Genomic DNA, 22,438 nt, shown 5'->3' with positions numbered 1-22,438 from the left:
CGACGGCTGCAACAGGTTTTCGTTGGGTCCTTTGAAAACTTTCTTCGAGACAAGGAACAGTCATGACTACCCCAGACACACTTCTGCAAAGGCAAATCAGTCTTACGCACGCTTTCGTGGTTAACAATGCGGCGTTGCATCCTCAGTCATGGAAAAACATGAAAAATCCGACGCCGAGCCAGGTTTCGGACAATATTCTTACGCGTCTCAATGCCTCCAAGGTAGGCGGCGGTTATGGCATCGCCTGGGGCCCGGCACTGGTGATGGATGGCGAACACGCGGCGCACATCACCGTGGTGCTGACCGGCGGGAAAAGCGGGCACGACATCGTCGTGGTGACGAGTGGAACACTCAAGGATTCCATGAAGGATCAAGTGGACGATCTGGATATTTTTCCAATGGTGCCCCTGCAGAACGTTATCCCGGGCTGCCTGGTGACGGCAAGTATTGCCGAGGGAACTTCCAAGGGCGCAAACGCGGTATTGGCGCAGACGCCCACTGTCGGCTCTCAGGACACGCTGTGTGATTTTCTAGGGAGGCTGCAAAGTGGCACGAACATTCGCTTGGTCGGTCATAGCCTGGGCGGTGCGCTCATGTCGGTGATCGCGCTTTATCTGAAAGATAAACTTCCGGCCTTTAACTACTTTTGCGAAACCTTTGCTGCGCCCACGGCGGGCGACGGTTTGTTCGCGAGTTATTTCAACAAGCAAATGGCCGGTAATGCGCTACGCATCTACAACACCCTGGATGTTGTTCCGATGGCGTGGTGCGCCACATCGCTCAATGAATCCCTGACGCTATACGACATCGCCATCGATGACTTCATGAGGAATTCGGTGTGTTCGAACATAGACAAGGTTGTCAGCAACAACCTGAACTATACGCAATGGGGAATGGGCAGCGCGAACATGGAGCTGCGGCTCTGTGGGAAACCTCAATCCGACTGCACAACCTATGAGTCTCAATCCGGCTATCAGCACATCTACGAGTACATGACACTGCTCGGCCTGCAGCCCAGTGATATACCGATGCCGCCGTTCGGCAGCCAGTGAAGCCAGATGTTCGAGCGGTGGTTCGCCGCATTTCTTTGAAAAGCTTCCATATGAACTTGCGCCAATCGGCGACTCTACCGGTCGCCGTGGGAAACCACGGCGACCCTTGCTGTCCACACTGCGCGTAGGAGAACTGTCGTGAGCACACTGCAAGCCTTCCTTACCGATTCGAAGGTGCCTCCGTACCAGCGCATTGGCGCAGTACGCGCCATCCGACGCCACATTGCCCATGGGCTAGTACGCGGTCGCCACCGTTATGAATTGGGCGCTGGGGCAGGGTTTTGCCGGCGCGATCCCGACTTGGGAGGTTGGCAATGGCACCTGGGGTGTCATCGGCTTTCTTCCGCATCCGGGCTTGCAAGTGATGCAGATCCCGCTGGCTGACTTGGCCGGCTACGACTTGACCAACCCGCAGAGTTGCGGGCAAGGGGTCATGCGCTGGGCGCAAGCCGAGGAAAACGGTTCCAATCAGCTCGCGATCCCGATGTACACCGGCGATGGCGAGACGTTCAATGCCCTGGTATTCACCCCCAGCTACCCGACCCTGTCGTTCTATGATGCACCGAACACCCAACTGTACTTTTCCCTGGAGCAACCGGCCAAGCTGGTCAATCTGCTGGACCCGGCGGTCTGGGCCAATGCCGCGATGCGAGTGGCCAACAACCTTGGCTTCGCGGCCGGCTGGCCCACCTGGGAATACACCACTAGCCGTGGCCTGATCGGTATCCCGGTCTACGATCTCGGCGCGGTTCCCGATGCGAGCCTATAGAATGCGCCACACCAAGACGCGGGAATAGCTCAGTTGGTAGAGCACGACCTTGCCAAGGTCGGGGTCGCGAGTTCGAGTCTCGTTTCCCGCTCCAGATATAGCGCTACAGAGTTCCACTGAATTCTGTAAGTGATTGAAATAAGGGCCGAAAGGCTCTTTTTTCGTTCTGGCGGAAACCACTGAAATCCAGCAGTATCCGGTGCTTTTAAGTCCCGATTTAAGTCCCGAATGAGGATCTTGGATTTGGATGTGCACTGAATCGGTTTTTTGCTGGAGCAGCTTGGATAGCGAGACGAGCATCCGGTCCTGACTCTGTTCAGGAGCTCGCTATGGCACTCTCGGATACGACCGTTCGGCAAGCCCGAATCACTGGCAATGACTACACGATAGGCGACACGGATGGGCTTGCGCTCAACGTGACCGCCCGCGGCGGGAAAATCTGGCGTTTCAGATACTACTGGGCGGGCGTGCAGAAGCGCATGTCTCTCGGTAGTTATCCGCAAATCAGTCTTAAAGAAGCCCGTGCCCGACGTGATGAGGCCCGCGCCTTAGTCGCCCAAGGCATCAACCCCTATGAGCATCGTAAACAGCAGCGTCGTGCTGTTCGTTTTGCGGCAGAGCATACCTTTGAGGCTGTGTTCAATCAGTGGGTGGAGTTCCGTAGGCTGAGCCTGAAGGAAGGGCGCCAGAGTACGCTCTCGCAAATCTTACGAATCTTCAATAAGGACGTTCTGCCCACGCTCGGTGGGCGCTCCATCTACGATATCAATCGTCACGATTTGTTGGATTTGCTGAGCAGAATTGAACAGCGCAAGGCCTTAACGACCGCCGAAAAATGCCGGACTTGGTTTAACCAATTGTTCCGCTACGCGCTGGTGAAGATCGAGGGGCTGGAACACAACCCAGCTTCAGACCTTGATGTGGTTGCACTCCCCAAACCTCCTGTTACGCATAATCCATTTCTTCGTATGGACGAGCTCCCGGCATTGATGGCTGCTCTTCGAAACTACGGTGGCGCCAACCAAACTCGGCTTGGCCTTCGGTTGTTGCTGCTGACCGGTGTCCGCACGGGCGAATTGCGGTTGGCAACGCCCGACCAGTTCGATTTGGAGAAGCGCTTATGGATCATACCGGCGGAAGTGGTGAAACAACTCCAGCTAGCGATGCGGAAGCCAGGTAAGCAGACCCAAAATGTACCGCCTTATATAGTGCCGCTGTCGGTTCAGGCGCTGGAGATCGTGCGTCACCTGCTGGATCAGGTTGTTCCGGCACAACGCTACTTGTTCGCGCATCGAAGCGACTTAAGCAAACGCATCAGCGAGAACACGCTGAATGGCGCGTTACGTCGGATGGGGTATGCCGATCAGCTCACTGGTCATGGGATGAGGGCGACGATCTCGACGGCGCTGAACGAGATCGGATACCCGAAGGTATGGGTGGATGCCCAGCTTTCTCATGCTGATCCGGATAAGGTGAGTGCGGCCTACAATCACGCGGAATACGTGGAGCAGCGCCGGACCATGATGCAGGATTGGGCGAACCGTCTGGATCTGTGGGGGCAGGGCCAGCTGAAAGCGGCAAGCTCTCCGCTTACCATCCGGTTGGAGGGCGCCGCTTCGTTGCCATCACTCGAAAACGCGAGCGCAAATTCCATCCAGTTCAACGGCACCTTTCCAGTGACAACGGTCTCGGTGCCCAAGGCTTCGGTTAGCAACGAAGCAGCTCTTATCGTGCCGCACCAGTCGCCTGTCGTACCTCTTCCGGTCCCGACTGAAAAGCCGCATAAATCTCACCTGTCCGACATCCAGCGCGAACGCGCCGAGATGCTTGCCATTTATGAGGCCGCTAGTAATTTGCCGTTACTGGTTTTCGCTAAATTGGCCGGCAAATCCCGAGATCAGATCAACCGTGATATCAAGGCTCGCCGTCTGCTGTCCCTGAGCCTGGGGAATCGTGGTCAGCGCATTCCAGATTGGCAGCTTGATTCACTGCGGCACAAGTTGGTACTTGTTGCGTTAGCGCGGTTTCCGGATGTTGATGGGTGGAGGCTTTATCGGACGGTCTGTGAGCCTCATGAGCGACTGAAAGGTCGTTCGCCAATCGAAGTGCTCACACTGGAGAATTTCGACGTGACTGCACGAATCGTTTGCAGCGCACTGGGCCCACGCTAAGATGCCATCTTCGAGCGGTGACAACGGATGTCGCCGTTTGCATTCAGAGACCAGACCGAATTTTAGCCTAAAAATCGAAGTGGCAGCGTCTTGACGGCAGCACAGTAATTTCTCAATATTGCATCACGCGCCACTGACGGAGGCGTTCGGCCCTAGCTTGGTGAAGCCCCTGCACCGTCATGTTACCCCCGCCTTTTTTATAAGCCATCTCAATGGTCAGCATCCTCTAGGGTTCCATGCTGATAATTTGAGGTTTGGTCATGAACACTCCAGCTACACCTTCACTTTCGATTTTGAAGTCTGATGCAGAAAGACTTTTACGTGATGCTCGTGACGGCTGCCCAGACGCAGTGATTCGACTTGTGCAACAAGGCTTTAGAAGAGCCGAGGAGCTAACGCACGACACATGCTTGCGCGTAGTTGCCGAGGAGTATGGTACGACCTTCGTTGAGGCAGTCCGCGAAGAGAAGCTGATCTCCCGTTATGTCCAGCATTCAGAAGCAAAGGGGTTCTGGCGTGAGCCTTATGGGTATCCGTTCCGTCGTGCCAGGTACTTGCGGCAATTTGATGCTTTGGTGGAGTCCCTTCGCGATCAGGTGCCTTTGGCTGTGGCAGCTCAGAAACGAGGTGTTGATTTCGCCGGTTTCCATTTCAGCAGCTTGCTATTCGGACGCATTGATCAGGTGCTAAAGCGGCGTGAGGTGCCTGATTTTAGCCATCTTCAGGCTCCTGGCAGCCTTGTTCACTGGCACTGGGTATTGGACGTCGTCAAGTACAACCAAGCAAATTTCAGTGACGCGAAATTTTACACTGTCACCGCAGACCCTCTCACACGTCCTGGCGGACATTTCTGGATGGCGGATTTCAGCTATGCAAATCTGTCAGGTGCTGACTTCCGTGGCTCGTACATGAGAGGTGCAAAATTTGTAGGTGCCGACCTAGACGGCGCTGACTTCCGAAACGCCAATATCTTTGAAACAGAATTCACCGGATCACAAGGTGCGTATCTCACCGGCGAGGTGTGGGATGAAGATTGGGACGTCGGGCCGAAAAGGAAAGTGCGTGTAAAGACTAGCCGAAGCAGATTCTCGGCTAAGGCATAAAGGGCAGGCTCTAGGAGAGTGGATGAGCTAGCGAGTCGGGACTAAAAAGGCGTTTTGTCCCGACCGCTTTTCCGGCCGCTAGCTCGCTTGAGGACATATGGGGAACATCTACTGAATGCCGCAGAAGCTGTGCTCTATTCTCTCCATGACCTACGAACGATTGGATATTTATACAGCTGTTACGCAAACTCCGACGATTTGCACCAAAAATAGTCTCCGATCTTGTTTACCGGTCCCGTCAATCACGCTAACTTGCGGTAACGCTGGCACAGTGCCGCTATCGGTCATCCCTGACTAGATCTCACTCGCGCGCACAGCTGCTCAGCTGGTGCCTACCCTTAATCAGGGCGGGATCATTGATCGCGCGCAGCAACCGCAAGAGGATTCTGCGGTTTAGTGTTTGTAGGAAGTGTTATGGATGGCGTGAGCTTCAAGCAGGTAGACCAGTATGCCCTGTGTTGTGTCGAGAATTTTTCTGATGAGCTTAAGCTCGCGCTGAGGGAAAACCTCACCCGTATCTGCCATGGTGCTGATCAGGCCAGCAAGGACAGGGCGATCTACAAATACCCTGCGACGATTAAGCACTTCTGGAACGAGCGCTATTCCAAGAAAACTTGGGAAACCCGGATTGGTATGCTGGGTGAGCTCCTGTCTCACGTCATCATTCTGAAGCTCTTCCCCAACTTCGATGTGGTCTCCCCGTTCTTCAATATGGAAGAGAAGAGTATCCGGAAGGGCTTCGATCTCCTCCTATACGAGACCTCAACCAACAACGTCTGGATCACCGAGGTCAAGTCGGGCGGCAGAGGGGCGAACAAGACTTCTTGCTCGGCCACAAGTGCGCAATTGCGTTTGGCTCGGGATGACCTCAAGAGGCGTTTGGCTGAGCCGGAGCTCAATCACTGGCTCAACGCGATCAATGCTGCGAAAAATGCGATCCACAACAAAGCTAATTACCGGGACTCGGTTATTGAGATCTTGGAGATGGAAGGTGATTTGGCTGAAGAAGACGGGGCGAGTGCTTCGGACAACAATGTGTTTCTGGTCTCTGCCCTGTTCAGCGAAGTGTCCCAGGCTATCGCCGAAAATACTGTGTCAAATTTCACCACCAAGCTGGTAGCTGAAGCTGTGTTCAAAACGGTGTGGGTGCTGTCCCTCCACAAAGGCACCATGGAATTGCTGGAAGAGTTTTTGAGGCAGGAGGCGGAGCAGTAGCATGGAAGAGCTGACTATCAGGAAACTGGGCAACACCAAGTTCAAGGATCTGTATTTCCAACTCCTCAAGGGAGACGAACTGGGTAACACAGAGATTGTGAAACTTTTGGCGATCGCCGTGCTGCTCCTTAACCACAAGACCCTCGAAATTCGGCGTCTCGGCTACCGCATTATCCTGTTTTACGGTAACGCTTCGGGTCAGTACCAGGCGCTGTACGATGTAGCACTCAACAGTGGTCTGCACCCTGTCTCAGCAGTAATCAGCAGCTACTTTCCGGAGGATGATCACCGCAGCGAGTCGTTCATCCGAAACATCGTGGGCAGCTACATCGATACCTTCCGTGATCAAGGCATCGTGCTGACTGAGCAACAGGATGCCCTGCGGACATTCGTTCAGTCGGAGTACCGTAAGTCGTCAGTCGTGGTTGCTCCGACCAGTTACGGTAAATCTGAGCTCATCATCCAATCGGTGAGGGAAAATCCAGGGCAGCGGATCCTGATCCTCGTGCCTTCTAAGGCTCTGCTGGCCCAGACGAAAAAACGGTTGATCTACGCGGACATTGAGGGGTTGGGCAAGGTGGTGACCCACCCCGAGATGTATTCGGTTGAGCGAAAGAACAGGGCATTTGTCCTGACCCAGGAGCGGCTCAACAGGCTCTTGAACGAGAACGCCGGGCTGAGCTTCGATATGGTCTTCGTCGACGAGGCCCACAACTTGCTGCAGAGCGACCGCAGAAGTGAGTTACTGGCTGCCATGCTGTGCATCCTGGGGGCTCGTAATCCGGAAACATCATTCAAGTTCCTGACTCCCTTCCTATGCGATGAACTCAACGTCCGTGTGCGCTTCCTGGACATGATCCCGAGCGGATTCAAGATCGACGAGTACATCAAGTCTGAGCGCTTCTACATCAGGGATTTTAGGGCAGGGAGGGGCCAGACGAAGCTCAAGCTCTATGACCATTTCCTGAATGACTGGATGGAGTTCGATCGGAGGTATGCCAACTGCTTCGAGCTCATCAAAGGCGAAGCACTGTCCAAAAACATCGTTTACGGCAACAGGAAGAAAAGCATTGAGTCATTTGCGGTTGAACTGGCAGCCGTGCTGCCGCCTGTAGATTGTCCGCTGATCCAGACGGCCTGTGCCGAGCTAGGAGAGCTTTTTGACCGACGCTACAAACTGATCGGCTGCCTGCGCAAAGGGGTTATGTACCACCATGGTTCGATCCCTGACACCATCCGTCTTTACTTGGAGAACCTCTTCAGTAGCTCCAAGCAGATGAGGTTTCTGGTCTGCAACTCCACGCTTCTGGAAGGGGTAAACCTGCCGATCGAACGACTCTTCGTTTTTGATTTTTTCAAAGGGAAGCAAAAGCTGACGCCATCTCAATTCAAGAACCTGGTCGGACGCGTCAACCGGTTCAGTGAGGTCTTTGCGCCTGGAGCTAAGGCTGCGTTGAGAAAGCTGGAGTCCAGCATCTACCTGTTGGGTGTAAATGGCTACACACGCGACAATGCAGCGCTTGAGACTTTCTACGATAAATCCGTCAACGTCTCAAAGGTGGTCAAGGACACTGTCAGCAACGTTCTGCTTGAAGCCACCAAGATCATCGATGGGAAGGTGTCGGTTCTCTACGACGACGCCGTGGCACGTCTTGAGAATCTGCATCCTGGCGTGGTTAAAGATCGAGAGTGTCGGTACGTTACCACTCAGGTGGGCAAGCTCCTCATCGCGAACAGTGTCAGTGAAATTGACGTGTTCTCAGAGGAGGAGGCTATTGAACGGAAGATCAGACGAGGCATCGAGGCGAACGGCGTCATCAATACCGTTGACAGGCTGATGCTTGCGATCTCCAAATCGTTCGTCGATCACTTCGACGACAGCCGAGAGTACAGCGACCTGGTGCGTCTCAAGCAAGAGCCTGCCCGGAATTTCTACGCCATGATCCTGGATTGGAAGCTGAAGAAACTCAGCGTCAAGCAGACGATCCGACAGACGCTCGCGTACTGGAAAAAGCTGGTCGAGACTAGCCATAGCGATCACGTATTCGTGGGTAAATGGGGTGATACCAAATATCGCGACAGCAAGTACGAGAACTGGGTAAGAATCTCCCAAAAGGATGACGGCGAGCGTATTAACCTGGCAATCGTCCGTCTCAAGGACGAGGACGATTTCTTCGACAACAAGATTTTCAAGTTCGTCGAGGTGCTGAATGGGGTAGGTGCCCTGGATCCAGGCTTCTACAAACTCATCAAATACGGTACTGCGGATGACACGAAGATCAAGCTCATCCGTGATGGCTACAGCCATGGCCTAGCGGATCTGATGCTCGAACGGTACCCCGAAACTGTGCGTGCGACGCTTGGCGGCGAGATCGAAGTGAGCCCTCGCCTAGTCAACATGATGATCAACAACGAGGAAAGCGATCTGCTGATTTTTGAAGCCAAGATGAACCTCAAACCCATCTGATTGAGGATCTTGGAAGCGGCTGCGAGTTTGATCAGGATAGCGTAGTGAGTCGGTTACAGCGATGAGTCGAGATTCATCTCGACATTCGTCGAGGCTAGCCGTCCGTGCTCCTAAGTGATCGGCACGGCTGAGTGCACGAGCTTCGTCAATCGAAGCCTTTGGGATCTTTCAGGAACTCTTCGGCGATGTGCAGTGCGCTGATGTGCTGTGCATGGACGATGGGATTGCCGCATGAGCAATCTGTGGTCTGAGCTTCCCGTGTCCACACTCCGCTTGCCTGCCTCCGATATGTCCAGCCCGTGATGAAGCCGGCGCCGCTCAGTCGGAGCCCTGGGTGGTTGACGGTGAGTTCACAAACCTCAAATAGGTCGGGCCCGCGAGGTATGACGCCGACGCCCTTCTGGTAGAGCGTCAGGTGATCGAGGGTTGGATGCTTGATCAACGTGTCTGCTTCGAATGCTATCGTGCCATTCTCGTTGATTAGCTTCTCGATCTCAGGGAAGCGAAGGGGTTTGCTCGGGTCGGCTGAGCCATAGAGCACCATGTCCGGGATTTCGACGAAGATTCCACTGTGAGGGTTACCATCAATCGAACCCTGGGTATCCAGAATCCTTGCACCACGATAGAACGCCGTTTGCGCACTTGCGATTTTCACTGAGCTTGGATGGTATTCCGGAAGCTCCAGTGCTCGCTTGAACGCAGGCAGATTTTTGAGGCTTGCTTCAAACTTGATCTCCTCCCACGGCAAGCCCAGCAGTGATCTTAAGATCGGATCGTCTGCGGGAGAGGGAAAGAGCGTGTTCGTGTCGGTTAAGCCACGGGCAGCGGCATACGCCTGCAGAACGTCGCTCGGGACAGTGATTTGTGCGAGATAGCAATTCTGTGGAATCGGATTGTGCAGAGGGCCGAGAAGCCAAGCTGACTGAGCCACGGTGCGCGGCCTGTAGCCCTCAACCGTCAACGTAGCCAAGTTGACCAGGCCTACATGATTAGCGGCCTGCTTACTGAGCACATACAGATGGCCAGTGCCGATCACAGGTGCATAGCGGGCAATGCGCTTTCTGACCATCACCGCCACCTCGTCACAGTCCTCGCACAGCTCCAGCGTGGTTGCTTCACTGTATTTGTGGCTGGCGAACCATGCAGCTACGGCTGCACTTGAAGTGCAATCGACGTAAAACGAACGCCACCCGTAGTGCTGAAGGAGGGCCTGCTGGTAGGCAAAGTCTGATCGGTGCTGGGCGATGTAGGCATCCAACACGCCTTGGGAGTAGCGACACCACTTGAGCATTTCGCTCGTTATGCACCCCTTCCTGTCGAAGGACGTTCCTATGGAGGGGGCTCCCACCTCACCGTAATGGGAGGTCTGGCCACGAAACAAAATATCCTCACCGAAGCTCCCAATGAGCTGGTTTAACTCGTCGACGCTATTCGCTGCATATTGCTTCAAAGCTGCCTCCCTCGCCGATAGCGTATGGCATTGTTTTTTACCGGTGCTTTGTAGCTTCGTCGCAAAAAGTTGCGTAAGTGCGGACTGTCTCCTGAAACACTTCGACAGTACTCATATCGGCACGATGATTCGGCTGCGGGCAACGCACACGTTGTCTTTCACCGCATAGCATTCCACGTAATGATCGCCTTGGAAGGTGGAGTGCTCGGTGATTTGATGGTGGCCGCTGTCGATACGGATTTCCCCGCGAATCATGTTCCGCTCGATGGCCTCCGGGCCGAGATTCTTCACCTTCCAGTAGATTTTATAAGGTGGCGGCACATCGATCTCGGCTACCCAGAATGTCAGATCACGCTGTTTCGGGATCCGGTAGGTAATAACGCGTGACATGAGGTTGCGAAGCCGGTCACCCTCATTTTTGACCGAACAATCGATACGAAGGGTGTACTGGATGTCGAGACTGAATTTTCGGCCAATGAACTGTTCGCCATTTTTGACCCGATTCTCCGCTATTGCCTGCTTCTTTTCCTGCTCGACATACTCTGGGAAATGTTCGCCAAAGACGGTACTCCATCGCTCATGGGCTACCTCAGCATCGTCCAGAGCCTCCTGTAAACGCCTCAGGGCCTTCTTGGCTTTGGGGTGGAAGTTACCTGACTTCGTGACGATCGAGCCGCTTCCAGGAGCACGCCATTGCTCCTTGACCTCGTCAATATCCACCAGGTATGCGAAGAAATCCCGAGTCATTTCGCCGTAAGCGGAATAGGACTTGGCGTCGTAGTCCGCGGTGTTCTTGAGGAATTGGTAGCAGAGGGTGTCGATCATCATCCCTTTTAGCGGCACGCCATGGTCGTTCTTCCAGGCCCGCACCATTTTGCACAGACGCTTGAGGTTATGGTTTTTGGCCTGGTTTAGCGCGTTGATCTCATCGATTTCAGCGACCGGGTTGCAGGTTTCCCAGCTGCCTCCGTCATTCGCATCCGGATAGGTGTAGCTGCCATCCTCATGCTCGAATGCAGGTAGCACCTCGACCACGTAGTCCGTGAAGTTGATCGACACTACCTGCTGCTGAGCCCTGACCTCATGGTTCGGAAAGCGCTCCTTCAGGGCGAGGCGTATCTCACCGAGCAATGCCGACTGTTTGTTGTTTTCGTAACGCTGAAAGCGATCGTACTCCGACCACGGCAGCACGAATGCCATGTCCAGATCGCTTACGCCGTGGACGGCGGTATGGCGACCGTACGAACCTACCTGGCGGCAGTGGAGGATGTCTGAGGTGCTATCGTAGTATTTCCCGTTCAGCTTCTCGGTGATCTGCCGGTAGCTTTTGGAGATCTCGTCGGCATTCTTAACCGCCAGGTTTCTACGAAACTGCTCGAAAAGCTCTTTACTCATGGGTGCAGACGTCCTTTAGGGAGAGCAGAAGATCTGGATGCGCTGCAAGCCATGACCCGCCGGCAAAAGCGATCAGAATCACCACGATTAGCGCGTAAACTGAAAACGGGATCTTGTCCCTGAAAAACGAAAACTCACGGTGCTCAGCGATCCAGTCGACCTGTTGATCCCAGAAGAATTTCTTGTGAGCAAGCCAGCCCGAGAACAGGATGTGCTTCCTCTGACAGGCTGAGCGGAAATCGGTGGTGATTTGATCTAGTTCGGCTTGATCGGCGGAGGTGAACTGGTGGTTGGATTTGCACCGGGCAGACATGCTCTTCAGCTGATCCAGCAACTGCGTCAGCTTGTTCCCAGCCTGGAAATACTGCTCTTTGGTATCGCCATAATAGGTGATGTAGAGGCTGCAGATGCCGATCACCGTAATGAGCGCCGAGATGTGTTTTGCCGCCAAGAAATCGATGTAGAGCGCTAGCACGCCAATCACCAGGGAGATCAGGCCGATCCAGCCTGGAGCTTTCTCCACAATGTCGTAGGTGGAGAAGTGAAGTTTGGCGGAGTACCCGACGTCATAGGCCTTCTCGGCGATCAACTTCAGCGCAACCTGCTCATCCATATAGCTTACCTGCAGAGAGTCTCATCAGTCGCCTGCTACCGCTGAGAGAGGTATATAGACGGCCCTGACGTCGCATGTTGCGCTGGGCGTGGTAATTAGGCGTTCCAGCGCAAGGCGATCCATCAGGTGCCGGGGTGGATTTTAGTCATGTTATGTCATGTAATGGCCACTATATTTATCTTCAAGCACCAAATCTGAGAAGGAGCTTGCTTTGGTCGATGCTACGGTTGTTGAGCGCGTTCTCTGTGTAGTTGATAGATGCCTGAAGGCCCAGTTTCCCGATGACTACTACAAACGATGCTTGTATGCATCTTTTGGTGTGCACAGTCTCTTGCAGTCGCTGGGACATAGCCCAGAGGTGCTGGGGGGTAGATTTTCAGCCTTTGTGGTTTCGCAGGATCAGCGAAGGGGCTTCGTTCACGGGTATGCATCTGAGTCCGGCGAGCATTCTCATTATTGGGTGGAACTCGATGGCTCGATTATCGACTTGGGTACGTACTACCTACCTGCGGGTGCAGGTTTCTTAGCGTGCGAAATGCCGGCAGTATTTTGGGATACAGCGTACGCTTTTCCGAAAGGACTGACCTATGCACCCGAAGCCAGCTATGCATCGTCGGAGGTAGCCCAGCTCGCACCGCATATAATCGAAAAGATGGAGCCGTTCCTTGCGGCCTGTCACGCCCGAATGGGGAGGCCTTTGGTTAAGCCGAAAATTGGGAAGTGGCTCGTGATCTCGCCTTCATCCATCCGGAGGGCCGCTCACAAAGGCGATCTATGGGCACGAGGTGTGATTCGGTATGAATCTCTGCCAGAAGAACGCCTATCCATCTGAGACTTGTTTTTTCCACCCAGCTCGGTTGATGGTGAGAGCAAAACAGGAGACTCAATGGATCGCTTAAGGTGAGCTCTTCTGTAGCCATACCGTCATCAAATACAAAGTCATTTGTGTTTGACAGTTCCTTCGGTGCGAATGCGCGCTTTTGGCTGTGAGCTTGGCACGAGCCTAGCTCACCAAGATTTTCCATGGGAAGCCAGCATCGAACCAGGCGTTGCGAGACTTCAGGACTGCGTGGACAAACATCCTTACTAGTGATCATCTGCGGGTTCAGGGATGAGATAGAAAGGGGGCGAAGAGAGACCGAGCCCGCCCTGGCCGACCCTCTGTCAAACCGGGGCACGCTGTCATAATTTCACCGCGTCGGTGTAGGCTGTAGTGTGCTGTCTCTCAAACGGCAATGGCGTCACAGTATTGTGGCCGGCCATAAGTTCGGCAGTCCTAATACTCGCGGTGCAGAATGTCGTAGGATCCAATAGATTACTATGGAAATTTAAGCATTTACGATTTTAAGAAAAGGATTATCGGCTGGCACAATGTTGAATAGCAACTCCGGAGTTTCGAGCAAATAACCTTTAAGGTTTGCTTTCTTCCGAGGACCTTCGACCTGACAGATCCAAATGTTCAAGCCATCGTCTCGTTTCCTGTGGACCTTCAGTTTTTCGAACTGCTTCTGCACCCAGCGCCATTCTTCAATTTCTTGATCGGCCCCCTGTGAGATACCAGGAAACTCCTGCGCGTAGCGTTGGAAGAGGCCAGGTGTGACCAGAATTACGCTGCCACACACCGTGTGGATTTTGGCCTTGCTGTCATTGATGATCAGCTTGTGATTCTGGATGCCTTCCTTGACCCAATTCAGGAAGACCTGGCCTGGGTCATCCGACGGTGGGCTTGAGACTTCGAGAACATTTTCTGACGACGTTTCACTCGGCTCGGGTTCTCCCATTTCGAACATATCCAGCAGCGTTCCGAGGTAGTCAGCATCCTCCATCGCCATGGGATCTGGCTGCGATTGGCTTTGGTGCGATCCTGTTCCGCCTGCCTTGGGCGCTGATAGTGATACCGGAGCGTCAGTTGGGTGGTCATGTGCTGCAATGTTCACCGTTCCGCTGAAAGCCTCAGGCCGGTCTTCGTTCCCCCAGATCAACGCTGGCTGTAGTCGCAGAAAGGTAAAAGTCTGCTGCCAGTTTCCCTGTGCGACGAGCGCGCTCCAGATGGCTTTTCCTTCCGGGGTCGACTCGACCAGCCCATGCGATTGCAGCTCGTCGAACACCGCGATGTTGGATGAAGGAATGCCCTCAATTGATTGCGACAGCAGATAGGCTCGCAGCTTGTCCGTGACTGTCTTGCTGACCAGCCACAGAGCATCGTGGGTTAGCCAACCCGCAGCGCCTGGCTGGTTGAGTTTCAGCTCGTGCTGAACCAGATGACGCAGTCCGCTGATCAAGTGATGTTGCAGAGAATGAATCGGCGCCTGTAGGGCTTTGCTCGGATTACCACCGATGTTCTGCGCGGTGGAGACTCGGTCGGCCTGAATTACCAAGTCTCCCAGCACGCCGGCATGTTCATACTGACCAGCCAAGACATACAGCAGGCTAGCCCACAGTGCCGGAAATCCACTGAGCCAGTCCAGGATAGGGCGGTCGAGGATCTGGGTGTATAGCAAACCTGCCGCTGCGCCATGCAGGTGATAATCGCGACCCTTGATGTAGCGAAAGCGATAGGGCTGATCCAAGGGGCCCTGCCAAGGATGCCAAAGGCGGCCGTCCTGGCGTTCGACTAACATGTCCACGGCGATCTTGCCGATGTCATGCAGCAGGGCGCCATAGGCGATACCTGCGGACCAGGCATCAGTCTGAGCAGCCTGGTCTTCAGGGGCTGCGCCGGTGGGTAGCAGGTAGGACTGGCGCAGTTTCAGACTACAAGCGACCAACTCCAGCCCATGGTCGAGCATACCGCCAAGATAGGCATGATGGTGCGCCTCGCTGGCCGGGAGTAGCTGAACCTGCTTGGCGTAACGATGGATCGGATGCAAGTAGAGCTGAGTGAATTGGGTATGGGAGAGGGCGGTGTATTGCCAGATTCGATCCAGTAACTGGCGGCGGTGATCGACCGCCAATAGAGTTTGAGCTGACTCGACGGACAGGTAACCTTCGGTGACGTTCGCGGACAGCAGGGGGGGAGGCTTTTGCTTTTTGCGAAGAAACAGGTTGAGAAGCATCGTGGTCTCCAGGGTGGCGGCCGGACCTATGGCCTTTTAGCCTTTTCGGGTAGAGCTCTTACCCTTGAACTCCCATTCCCCTTCGACCTTTGATCTCCTTTTGGCTGGTGTCCTTTTACGCGGCAATCGGAATATTGAAATCGCCAGACATCGGTTTCTTGAGCTGGTACTGAAAAGAAAAGAGTCAGTACACTGCGGCTGCATAATTTTTGGGTCCCTGCCATGAACCTTACTGACGCAACGCTCGTGCTGCTCCTCGCGGCACGTATCCATGGAACAGATGAGGCTGTCAGGGCCTCAGCGAAGAGCGTGGTCAAGAAGTTGCCGCGCAGCAAACGCGATCTGATCTACAAGGTAATCGACAGCCGAAGTCCGCTCGATCTAGTCGGGTTTCTGGCAGAAAACCTGGATAACTGACCTGCGATCTTTCCGTGGCCCGCTGCGTCCAAGAGAGGCTCTCGGACGTAGGTAAAGTTGTCCACGGAAAACGTGGGTATATCTGTGGATAAAACTCTGCGTACCGCGGAGTACGCTGATTGCGATGGGGTGATTACTAACTGAGCAGCAGCGCTGATGGTAGCTGATGTCTTGATGCGCCTTCGCTGGTAGAAGAGGGCCCAACTCGCGTCGGGCCCTGTGAAGCATGTGAAAGGGTGAGTTTTAAGAGTTGCTAACGACTGAACGTTGGGGCTCCTGCGTTTCCACTACTGCTTGCTCCAATTGCTGCTTCAGGTGGAGCACGTATTCCGACGCAGCCCTGGCTTGACCACTCGCCCGGAATATCGCTCGTTTGTCTGCCTTGAGGATCTTGAGCCAGAAGTCGATGTAGCCTTCATGTCGAAGCGCTCCTTGGATACCGGCGTGGGCACATAAAAAAGCAGCACCCATCTCGGCGACCAACTCCTCAAAAGCATAAGCCGGTGAGCCGAACGGATAGGGAGAGATGATTCCTTCGCGCTGTAACCTGGAGAGATGTCCGGTCCAGTGTGTCAGCTCGTGTAGTGCGGTCGCGTAGTAGCCGCCTTCATCATGAAATTGGGCTTTCGTCGGCAGTTGGATGAAGTCCTTGAGCGGGTGGTAAAACGCTTCGCTGGCAGGCCGGTGGACGATCTTTGCTCCAGACGCTAACAACAGATTTTCCGCAGCGCTGTTGGCCTGGAATGGATCGCTTGGTTCCGTTTCGATCGGTGTTTCAGTGAGCGCTTCGAGCCCCTCCGTTTGCTCGACATTGAACAGAAAATGCGTTCTGAGAATGCCAAAGTGAGTGACCTTGGGCTGGCCATTCTCATCGAGAACAGGTTGGCCCGACTCTGTTTGCTCTTCGCGTTCCATCGGCTTGTAGAGAACCGCCAGGGTACTGTGCTCGCCCTTGCGAATGTGTCCGCCGGCTTTCTTGGCTTGGTTGAAGGTCAGCCAACGATCTTGAGTAAATCCCTGTAGCCGGGACTCGGCCCATAGCAACAACAAGTTGATGCCGGCATAGGGGCGCTGAGTGATGGCGTTGATCGGGTAGGGTTGGTGACGGTCAGAGTGAGATGAGCTGGTAGATGCCCAAGGTTTGATCCAGGGAGCGACCCCTTGGTCCAAAGCAGTAATGATCTTGTCAGTCACGTCTTGGTAGATATCGCGCATGGCATGTTCCTCAAAATAACGGAGGAACGCCTTGCCCGTCGGGGGAGGGTTCCCCGGTTGGGTGGTGGAATTGGATTGACGCAGGCCAGGCCTGTTGCCCAAGTGCGAATATGGGTGATGGGTCCTTAGTGCTAGTGCTCTCCAACAAGAGCGATCAGCAAGGCGACAGGCTGGTTCGGCTCTTGTAACAGTCTGAGGCTCAGTTGCAGTGTCGAGTCATGGTCTGGACGACCTATTGATGTGATCTGAACTACCTCGAATACGACATAAGGTTCGAGTGGGTGGGCGAGGTGAGCTTCGAGGGCCGCGCGTACTACATTGCTCAACTGAGTGAGCAGTAGGCTTTCAGGATGATCTGAATGCTCGAATAGCACCGCCCTTCGCCAGGCATCAGGGGTAAACACGATGGGTAACTGAATGGTGCTCAGGGCTTCGGGTGTGAGTGAGTCGGACATGGTGTACCTCCGTTAAAAACGCGAAAAAACCTGTCCCGTGCGGGAAAGAATTTCCCCGCAGTGGGTTGAAGAAAAACAAGAAGGGTTATCTGACGAGCAAGGCTCGAAAGGCACTCAGCAGAGGAGAAGGCGTTCATCACCGCGGAAGCGGTCACCGTGCGAGCTACCGAACGCTTATCGCACTTGGGAAAGCCTTCACCGAAGTGACGTAGCCTTGAAGGCTTCGGCTACCTGGGAGTGTGCTGTCGAAAACAGCGATCCGTACTGTGTATTTAGCCGGACGATTTACATGGGTCAATCGCTGGAGAGACGCTCCTTCACTGGGTTTGTCTTCCGTCTTCCAGTGAGGTTTTTTTGGCTGGGAAAACTGATAAACGGTCAGGTGCGGACAGTTTTCAGTAGTAGGCTGTTAGCTCGGCCTCAACTAGAAAGCGCGCTCAGAAGAGGGCGAGAACATGCTGACCCCACACCACAATCAAGACTCTCGCGGCCGCCGCTGGGCATATGCAGGGGGCAGGACGATTAAGCGTGCTTATCGCAAGTTGAAAGCGTTCGAGATGCGTTTGGCTGAAGGGGCGACAGCAAGAGGTATTCCTGCTGGAAAGCTACTTGTCCATGGCGGCTTTCTGGTTGCGAAATTAGTGGCGGTGGGGGCTTTGCTCTGTTTGAGCTTTTGGCTGTTTATTTTGGTATGCACTGTCAGCGCACTTGCATTCGTTCAACCTGGCCGAGATGGCGATACGTCGGACGTTGATGATGCTGACGGTCCTACGCATCGGACATCTTGGCCAGAGCAATATGATGAGTGGGGCTCGTTGAAGTAAGACGTGCTACTTCAATTTACCCGCAGTCAGTTTTGCGGCGCTTGCCAATTGTGATGCTCCTTTGGAGCTGTTGGTTTGCGCCGCCTGAGTTCCCCTACTGAGCATGCCCTCTACCCCAGAGCCCACTTGATACCCTGCCCAACTCATCGCAGCCAAGAACAGCATTGGCAGCACGATGAACATCGCCCCCATCACATACTCAATCACCTGAGCTGTGACAGTCCCATCCATAAATCCCGATGTGGGCAGTGACAACAGTACCTGATTGGAAGCTGAAACCTGGTTGTACAAGGTGTCGAGCATACTTGAGTCAACCCAGCGCGCCAGCTCCCACCAGAAGGTCAGCATGTGCAAGGTGAACAGCGCGAATGTCACCGTCATTACGGTCTTTAACTGATAGGTACTGACCAACAGAACCAGCGGCAGGCTGATGATGACTCCCATGATTAAGAACGCCTGCACCATCGGCAGAGCAGCGCGTAGCGCATTCATTGCGGGAAAATTACTGAAGGACCCGAGAGCCAATCCGGTGTTTGTCGCCAGGTTATTGAGCCCCTGATTGATCGAGCCGCCACGGGCGCTGGAGCCATAGTCCTGGTACACCTGTCCGGGTGACATGGACATCGATTGTTGACGCGGGCTGACCAACTCACGCAACGTGGCGTCTTCGATCTCGTTGCTCGATCGCCCAGTCAGCCAGCCTTTCAATTGGGTGAGCAGCGAAGCGTCGACTTGCTCAATCAATCGATCCCGTAGCCCGATACCGCTGTCGTTCCACCACTGTTTGCAGGTGGGATAACCCGCCCCATTCTCTAGCTGAGGCAGGGAAACATCGCGGCTTTGGTCATAGGGCCAACTGACTCGTGGCGTGCGAGAACGATCCGTATCGTAGTAGCCAGGTGTGTCGAGAAAATAGGTTGAGCCGATCCAGGTGGCATCGTGACTTTGGGCCCTGTCCAACTGTGGACGATTGGTGAACAACCGAGAGCGGGAGTAGCCATAGCAGTCGCGAGTGAAGTCCGCGACCTCTTGCAGCAGTACTTGGCTGTCGATGCGCGAGCTGTCGATTTCCATGCGCATCTGTCGGATATCCGGTGCGCATGGGATGGCGGCGGTTGCCGCGGCGTTTATGCCTTTGCTCAGCGCATGCACCAAGAACCACCAGATCGGCACGTTGGCAGAGCGCTCGCCAATGGTATTGAAGGTGGTACCCCAGGCGGTTTCCGCCGGCTTGGCCACACTCACGCCGCAGCGCTGACTCGCGACATCATCGAATGCCATTGATGTGAGGCTCAACGGAAAAACCGGTGCACAACCGAACAAGATGACGATGTAGGCCAGCCATAATCGGTTCTCGATTCGCGGTACCGAGAGCAATCCCTTGTTGCCTTCATCGGCGCCTTGTTGTCGGGCCGATAGCCATTCCTGCAGGATGATTGCAGCAAACGGCGCAGCGAACAGTCCGGTGTCGGACAGCACGCTCCATATGCCGTTGTTGATGATCCAGGCCAGCAGGGAGAGGTAAAACTCCAAGTAGCTGTTGGTGCTCATGAGCATGGCGGTCACAACCGGGTCAGTTCGATGCAGGTAAAGAGCAAGAGCCCCATCGCTCCAATGCGTGTTACACGCCGCCGATCCTGTGGTTGGTGTCGGTAGCGTCGAAGCAAATCCCACCAGAACGCAAAGAGGGCGCTATAGAGCACAGTGCGCCACCACCGCAGATAGGCTCGTACGGATTCGAATACCTGCTGCCAGACCTCGAAACTACCCAGTGCAGTGCGGCCGATCCATGCGACCAGAATGGCGGTCAGGATCATCCCGACAGCAATCCCCAGGCCTGAGATCAGTGTGCATAACCGTGAGCGTTTCATGGCTTCACTTGCGCCTAGAGTCCGCGTCATTGAGTCGCCCTGGCTCAGGGTCGCCTTGTTCGACGGTACGTGAAGCATCCGCACCACCGGTATGCCGATCAAGCACAAGGCTGGCAGTGGCCAGCATCTGCCGAACCTGCAGTTCGGTTTGCAACAGGCGTATCTCACGCTCGAGAGCATCAATGTTTTTCGTCAAAGCGGTCTGTGCCGGCTCGGCGGAGGCGAGGTTCGGTTCGTGACTACCTGCCAGTAGTGTGCGCAGTAGCAGGAGCGCTTTATCGAGCACACTGGACAGGGCCGTCTCGCTGGCCAAGCGCCGCGCCAGCACATCCTGGTCGGGATCGTCGCGCAGGGCTTCGACCACGCCACGGGTCACCGGTAGCATTGAACTGGATGCTCTGGCCAGGTTATCAGGAGTGAGTGGCAGGGAACCCGACAGCAACCCTTGCAGGGCTTTGAGGTGTTCACTGTAGGTCTCCTGGATCAGTGGTGTCAGTCCGCTGCCTGCGGTAGCTCGCAGGGTTTCGCAGCTGTCACAGGTTGCGACTTCGCTCTCACCCAATACACGAACAGCCCATTCGGATTCCTCCTGGGGGGAAGCCCAGGTCTGGCAGATGGCTCCGCCCAGGCAATCACTGCTACTGATTGAGGCACTTTCATCCGTTGCGCGGTTATGCAGCAGGTTATAGCCCGCACGGACCACATCGGAGGTCACCCTGATGGGCGTCTGCCCGCTACCTCCCGCCTTCTGCCCACCGACCCAGGACACCCCATTGTTACCATTACGAGCTTCGGTTTTTTTCACCGCGGCCACGGCATCACCGCCTGTATTCTCCAGATTTACCTGCATTTCCTGGTTCTTGGCCAGAGCCCCCCAGCCCGCTTGTCCAACGTTATCGGCCATCTTCTCGGCCATGGCCTGGCAGGTCAGTTTGGAGCGGTCGAAGTCAATGCGACCTTGCATCACGCCGTTGCTGAGCAACTCATAGAGGCCGGGATTGGCGCGCTGGATAATCAGCGCTGGTAGCGACATCACGGCTTGGGTCGCGTTCTGCACAATGCTGCCCATGATCTGCTGGAAACCTTCGGTCACACCGTTTAACTGATTTTGCAGGGTGTTGGTGAGGCTCATGTTTCCGCACATCATGTTCGCGCGCCAGGCCCCGCCGACGCCGAGACCACTGGGTCGATAGAACGAGCTCGGAGAGCCCACTGCGGAGCCACCGCCGATGGTGTACATCACCCGGTCGTCGAGTACTCCGCCTTGAGTGCCGAGTCTATAATCGTCCTCGGCGGCATGGGTAGGAGCGGCCGCCGCCAAGAGTGTGCAGAGCCACAGGCTCACGATGCCTAGCGTTGGTCGACTGTTACGCCGGTTCATGACGCACCTCCTTCGAAGTCGATGCTGAACAGGAAGGTCTGCCCCTCACGTTTGCAGCAGCTATAAGGACGCCACAGTGACCAGGCGTAGCCGCCATCGGCGCTCTGTATAGGATCGCTGGGGAAGAGGGCGCACGTAGGCTGAAGCTGGGGATATAACAGTTGCCACTTGTGGGTTGTGGCGTCGTTTTCGATGATAGGACCGGGCGGCCAATAACCGTCGCGAGGTATAGGTGTGAGCGGTAAGTACACATGCGGTTGCCCAATACGAGTAATCACATCACCGGCCCGTTGAGCCATCACCGCAGAAGCTTTGAAATCATCCGGCTGTATCAGGAAGCCCTGACGGGGATAGACGTTTCCCCACATATTTCCCAATGCCTGATGACCAATTTCACGGACTCCCGGTACGAGGGATTCGGGATAGAAACTTTCCGGAATGCCATGGCGCCAAGCCAGTGAGTCCAAAGTGCTCAGGTAGTAGGGCAAGAATGCCGTGGCGCCGCTGACGCATGCGTAACCAGATTGCGATGCCAGTTGCGTGGCGGCCCATCCCCCCGGGTGACCGATGCCATCAACGTTTTTGAAACGAGGCAGGTTATCGCGCTGTGTGTTCGGCGTGATCAGGTTACCACCACCTTCTGCACCGCTGATGGGAGAGGAGAGGGTAGCCATCTCGGTCCAGGGATTATTGCCGGTGGTGGCGTAGCTCGAGACCACCAGTTCAGGAATGAAATGTCGAACCTTGGTTGAGGTTTTAACCGTGCAGCCGAAGGGGGTGCAGAGCAACCAAAAGCAGATGCCGACGACTCTGTACTCGAGGCAGTCTGGAGAAAGTACGGAGGCGGTAATGTTGCCGGTATCCAGCGCTACGCTTGACCCGGATGCCAGCAGAATGCTCAGCACCAACGGATGCAATTTTCGGGGCGAAATGTGCGGGCGGGCAGCAGACATGATCCAGGCTCTGGGTGTATGGCCTGGACAG

Annotated in this window: 18 protein-coding genes and 1 tRNA gene; 9 read left to right on the top strand and 10 right to left on the bottom strand. The window is 54.9% G+C overall.

Annotated features, from left to right (window positions below):
- Positions 1–62 precede the first annotated feature (62 nt).
- From N005_RS24760 to N005_RS24730, 7 genes are all read left to right on the top strand, one after another.
- The gene (locus tag N005_RS24760) at positions 63–1,052 is read left to right on the top strand and encodes a lipase family protein (protein WP_047703596.1); all 990 of its coding nucleotides are present in this window, start codon (positions 63–65) and stop codon (positions 1,050–1,052) included.
- 256 nt (positions 1,053–1,308) lie between these two features.
- Entirely contained in the window at positions 1,309–1,821 is a 513-nt protein-coding gene (locus tag N005_RS24755; RefSeq protein WP_047703595.1) for a hypothetical protein, read from the top strand.
- Positions 1,822–1,839: 18 nt separating this feature from the next.
- A tRNA-Gly gene (locus N005_RS24750) sits at positions 1,840–1,915 on the top strand.
- A gap of 235 nt (positions 1,916–2,150) precedes the next feature.
- A complete protein-coding gene (locus tag N005_RS24745) occupies positions 2,151–3,992 on the top strand; it encodes a tyrosine-type recombinase/integrase (protein WP_047703594.1) in 1,842 nt (613 codons plus the stop codon).
- Positions 3,993–4,252: 260 nt separating this feature from the next.
- On the top strand, positions 4,253–5,095 hold the full coding sequence (locus N005_RS24740; protein WP_081993348.1) for a pentapeptide repeat-containing protein: 843 nt from the start codon (positions 4,253–4,255) through the stop codon (positions 5,093–5,095).
- Between the two features lie 414 nt (positions 5,096–5,509).
- Entirely contained in the window at positions 5,510–6,310 is an 801-nt protein-coding gene (locus N005_RS24735; protein ID WP_047703592.1) for a Hachiman antiphage defense system protein HamA, read from the top strand.
- A gap of 1 nt (position 6,311) precedes the next feature.
- Positions 6,312–8,777 (top strand): DEAD/DEAH box helicase, encoded by a 2,466-nt coding sequence (locus tag N005_RS24730; RefSeq protein WP_047703591.1) that lies wholly within the window; start codon positions 6,312–6,314, stop codon positions 8,775–8,777.
- A 145-nt stretch (positions 8,778–8,922) separates the two neighbouring features.
- On the opposite strand, the gene N005_RS24725 is transcribed toward N005_RS24730, so the two are convergent.
- From N005_RS24725 to mobH, 4 genes are all read right to left on the bottom strand, one after another.
- Entirely contained in the window at positions 8,923–10,227 is a 1,305-nt protein-coding gene (locus N005_RS24725; RefSeq protein WP_047703590.1) for an FRG domain-containing protein, read from the bottom strand.
- 111 nt (positions 10,228–10,338) lie between these two features.
- Complete coding sequence (locus tag N005_RS24720) at positions 10,339–11,622, bottom strand: SMODS domain-containing nucleotidyltransferase (protein WP_047703589.1); 1,284 nt, start codon at positions 11,620–11,622, stop codon at positions 10,339–10,341.
- Entirely contained in the window at positions 11,615–12,235 is a 621-nt protein-coding gene (locus N005_RS24715; protein WP_047703588.1) for an SLATT domain-containing protein, read from the bottom strand. Before N005_RS24715 ends, N005_RS24720 begins: the two co-directional genes overlap by 8 nt.
- A gap of 1,328 nt (positions 12,236–13,563) precedes the next feature.
- Entirely contained in the window at positions 13,564–15,291 is a 1,728-nt protein-coding gene (gene mobH, locus N005_RS24705) for a MobH family relaxase (protein ID WP_047703586.1), read from the bottom strand.
- Positions 15,292–15,513: 222 nt separating this feature from the next.
- Between mobH and N005_RS24700 the strand changes: the two genes are divergently transcribed.
- Positions 15,514–15,708, top strand: coding sequence for a DUF7740 domain-containing protein (locus N005_RS24700; RefSeq protein WP_047703585.1), 195 nt, complete (start codon positions 15,514–15,516; stop codon positions 15,706–15,708).
- A 243-nt stretch (positions 15,709–15,951) separates the two neighbouring features.
- Here N005_RS24700 and N005_RS24695 read toward each other — a convergent pair whose 3' ends face one another.
- Both N005_RS24695 and N005_RS24690 read right to left on the bottom strand, forming a co-directional pair.
- A complete protein-coding gene (locus N005_RS24695; protein ID WP_047703584.1) occupies positions 15,952–16,923 on the bottom strand; it encodes an ArdC family protein in 972 nt (323 codons plus the stop codon).
- A 131-nt stretch (positions 16,924–17,054) separates the two neighbouring features.
- Positions 17,055–17,378, bottom strand: coding sequence for a hypothetical protein (locus N005_RS24690; RefSeq protein ID WP_047703583.1), 324 nt, complete (start codon positions 17,376–17,378; stop codon positions 17,055–17,057).
- A 455-nt stretch (positions 17,379–17,833) separates the two neighbouring features.
- Here N005_RS24690 and N005_RS28490 point away from each other — a divergent pair, with 455 nt between their 5' ends.
- Complete coding sequence (locus tag N005_RS28490) at positions 17,834–18,202, top strand: DUF3742 family protein (protein WP_081993347.1); 369 nt, start codon at positions 17,834–17,836, stop codon at positions 18,200–18,202.
- 6 nt (positions 18,203–18,208) lie between these two features.
- On the opposite strand, the gene N005_RS24685 is transcribed toward N005_RS28490, so the two are convergent.
- The 4 genes from N005_RS24685 to N005_RS24670 are packed head-to-tail and all read right to left on the bottom strand — an operon-like array spanning position 18,209 to position 22,407.
- Positions 18,209–19,759, bottom strand: coding sequence for a conjugal transfer protein TraG N-terminal domain-containing protein (locus tag N005_RS24685; RefSeq protein ID WP_047704149.1), 1,551 nt, complete (start codon positions 19,757–19,759; stop codon positions 18,209–18,211).
- A gap of 5 nt (positions 19,760–19,764) precedes the next feature.
- Positions 19,765–20,073, bottom strand: a complete 309-nt coding sequence (locus N005_RS24680) for a hypothetical protein (RefSeq protein ID WP_047703582.1) — start codon at positions 20,071–20,073, stop codon at positions 19,765–19,767.
- 4 nt (positions 20,074–20,077) lie between these two features.
- Positions 20,078–21,454, bottom strand: coding sequence for an integrating conjugative element protein (locus tag N005_RS24675; protein WP_047703581.1), 1,377 nt, complete (start codon positions 21,452–21,454; stop codon positions 20,078–20,080).
- Positions 21,451–22,407, bottom strand: a complete 957-nt coding sequence (locus N005_RS24670) for a TIGR03756 family integrating conjugative element protein (RefSeq protein ID WP_047703580.1) — start codon at positions 22,405–22,407, stop codon at positions 21,451–21,453. Before N005_RS24670 ends, N005_RS24675 begins: the two co-directional genes overlap by 4 nt.
- Positions 22,408–22,438 lie beyond the last annotated feature (31 nt).

The sequence above is a fragment of the Pseudomonas mediterranea CFBP 5447 genome (assembly GCF_000774145.1).
Taxonomy (GTDB): Bacteria; Pseudomonadota; Gammaproteobacteria; order Pseudomonadales; family Pseudomonadaceae; genus Aquipseudomonas; species Aquipseudomonas mediterranea.
The sequence above is the reverse complement of the archived record's forward strand: the minus strand, read 5'-3'. Positions and strand labels throughout refer to the sequence as shown.

Coding starts and splice junctions, on each gene's coding strand:
- mobH (WP_047703586.1), bottom strand. CDS start 15,291: ATGCTTCTCAACCTGTTTCTTCGCAAAAAGCAAAAGCCTCCCCCCCTG.
- N005_RS24700 (WP_047703585.1), top strand. CDS start 15,514: ATGAACCTTACTGACGCAACGCTCGTGCTGCTCCTCGCGGCACGTATC.
- N005_RS24760 (WP_047703596.1), top strand. CDS start 63: ATGACTACCCCAGACACACTTCTGCAAAGGCAAATCAGTCTTACGCAC.
- N005_RS24680 (WP_047703582.1), bottom strand. CDS start 20,073: ATGAAACGCTCACGGTTATGCACACTGATCTCAGGCCTGGGGATTGCT.
- N005_RS24740 (WP_081993348.1), top strand. CDS start 4,253: ATGAACACTCCAGCTACACCTTCACTTTCGATTTTGAAGTCTGATGCA.
- N005_RS24735 (WP_047703592.1), top strand. CDS start 5,510: ATGGATGGCGTGAGCTTCAAGCAGGTAGACCAGTATGCCCTGTGTTGT.
- N005_RS28490 (WP_081993347.1), top strand. CDS start 17,834: ATGCTGACCCCACACCACAATCAAGACTCTCGCGGCCGCCGCTGGGCA.
- N005_RS24675 (WP_047703581.1), bottom strand. CDS start 21,454: ATGAACCGGCGTAACAGTCGACCAACGCTAGGCATCGTGAGCCTGTGG.
- N005_RS24695 (WP_047703584.1), bottom strand. CDS start 16,923: ATGCGCGATATCTACCAAGACGTGACTGACAAGATCATTACTGCTTTG.
- N005_RS24720 (WP_047703589.1), bottom strand. CDS start 11,622: ATGAGTAAAGAGCTTTTCGAGCAGTTTCGTAGAAACCTGGCGGTTAAG.
- N005_RS24670 (WP_047703580.1), bottom strand. CDS start 22,407: ATGTCTGCTGCCCGCCCGCACATTTCGCCCCGAAAATTGCATCCGTTG.
- N005_RS24730 (WP_047703591.1), top strand. CDS start 6,312: ATGGAAGAGCTGACTATCAGGAAACTGGGCAACACCAAGTTCAAGGAT.
- N005_RS24755 (WP_047703595.1), top strand. CDS start 1,309: ATGAATTGGGCGCTGGGGCAGGGTTTTGCCGGCGCGATCCCGACTTGG.
- N005_RS24715 (WP_047703588.1), bottom strand. CDS start 12,235: ATGGATGAGCAGGTTGCGCTGAAGTTGATCGCCGAGAAGGCCTATGAC.
- N005_RS24745 (WP_047703594.1), top strand. CDS start 2,151: ATGGCACTCTCGGATACGACCGTTCGGCAAGCCCGAATCACTGGCAAT.
- N005_RS24685 (WP_047704149.1), bottom strand. CDS start 19,759: ATGCTCATGAGCACCAACAGCTACTTGGAGTTTTACCTCTCCCTGCTG.
- N005_RS24690 (WP_047703583.1), bottom strand. CDS start 17,378: ATGTCCGACTCACTCACACCCGAAGCCCTGAGCACCATTCAGTTACCC.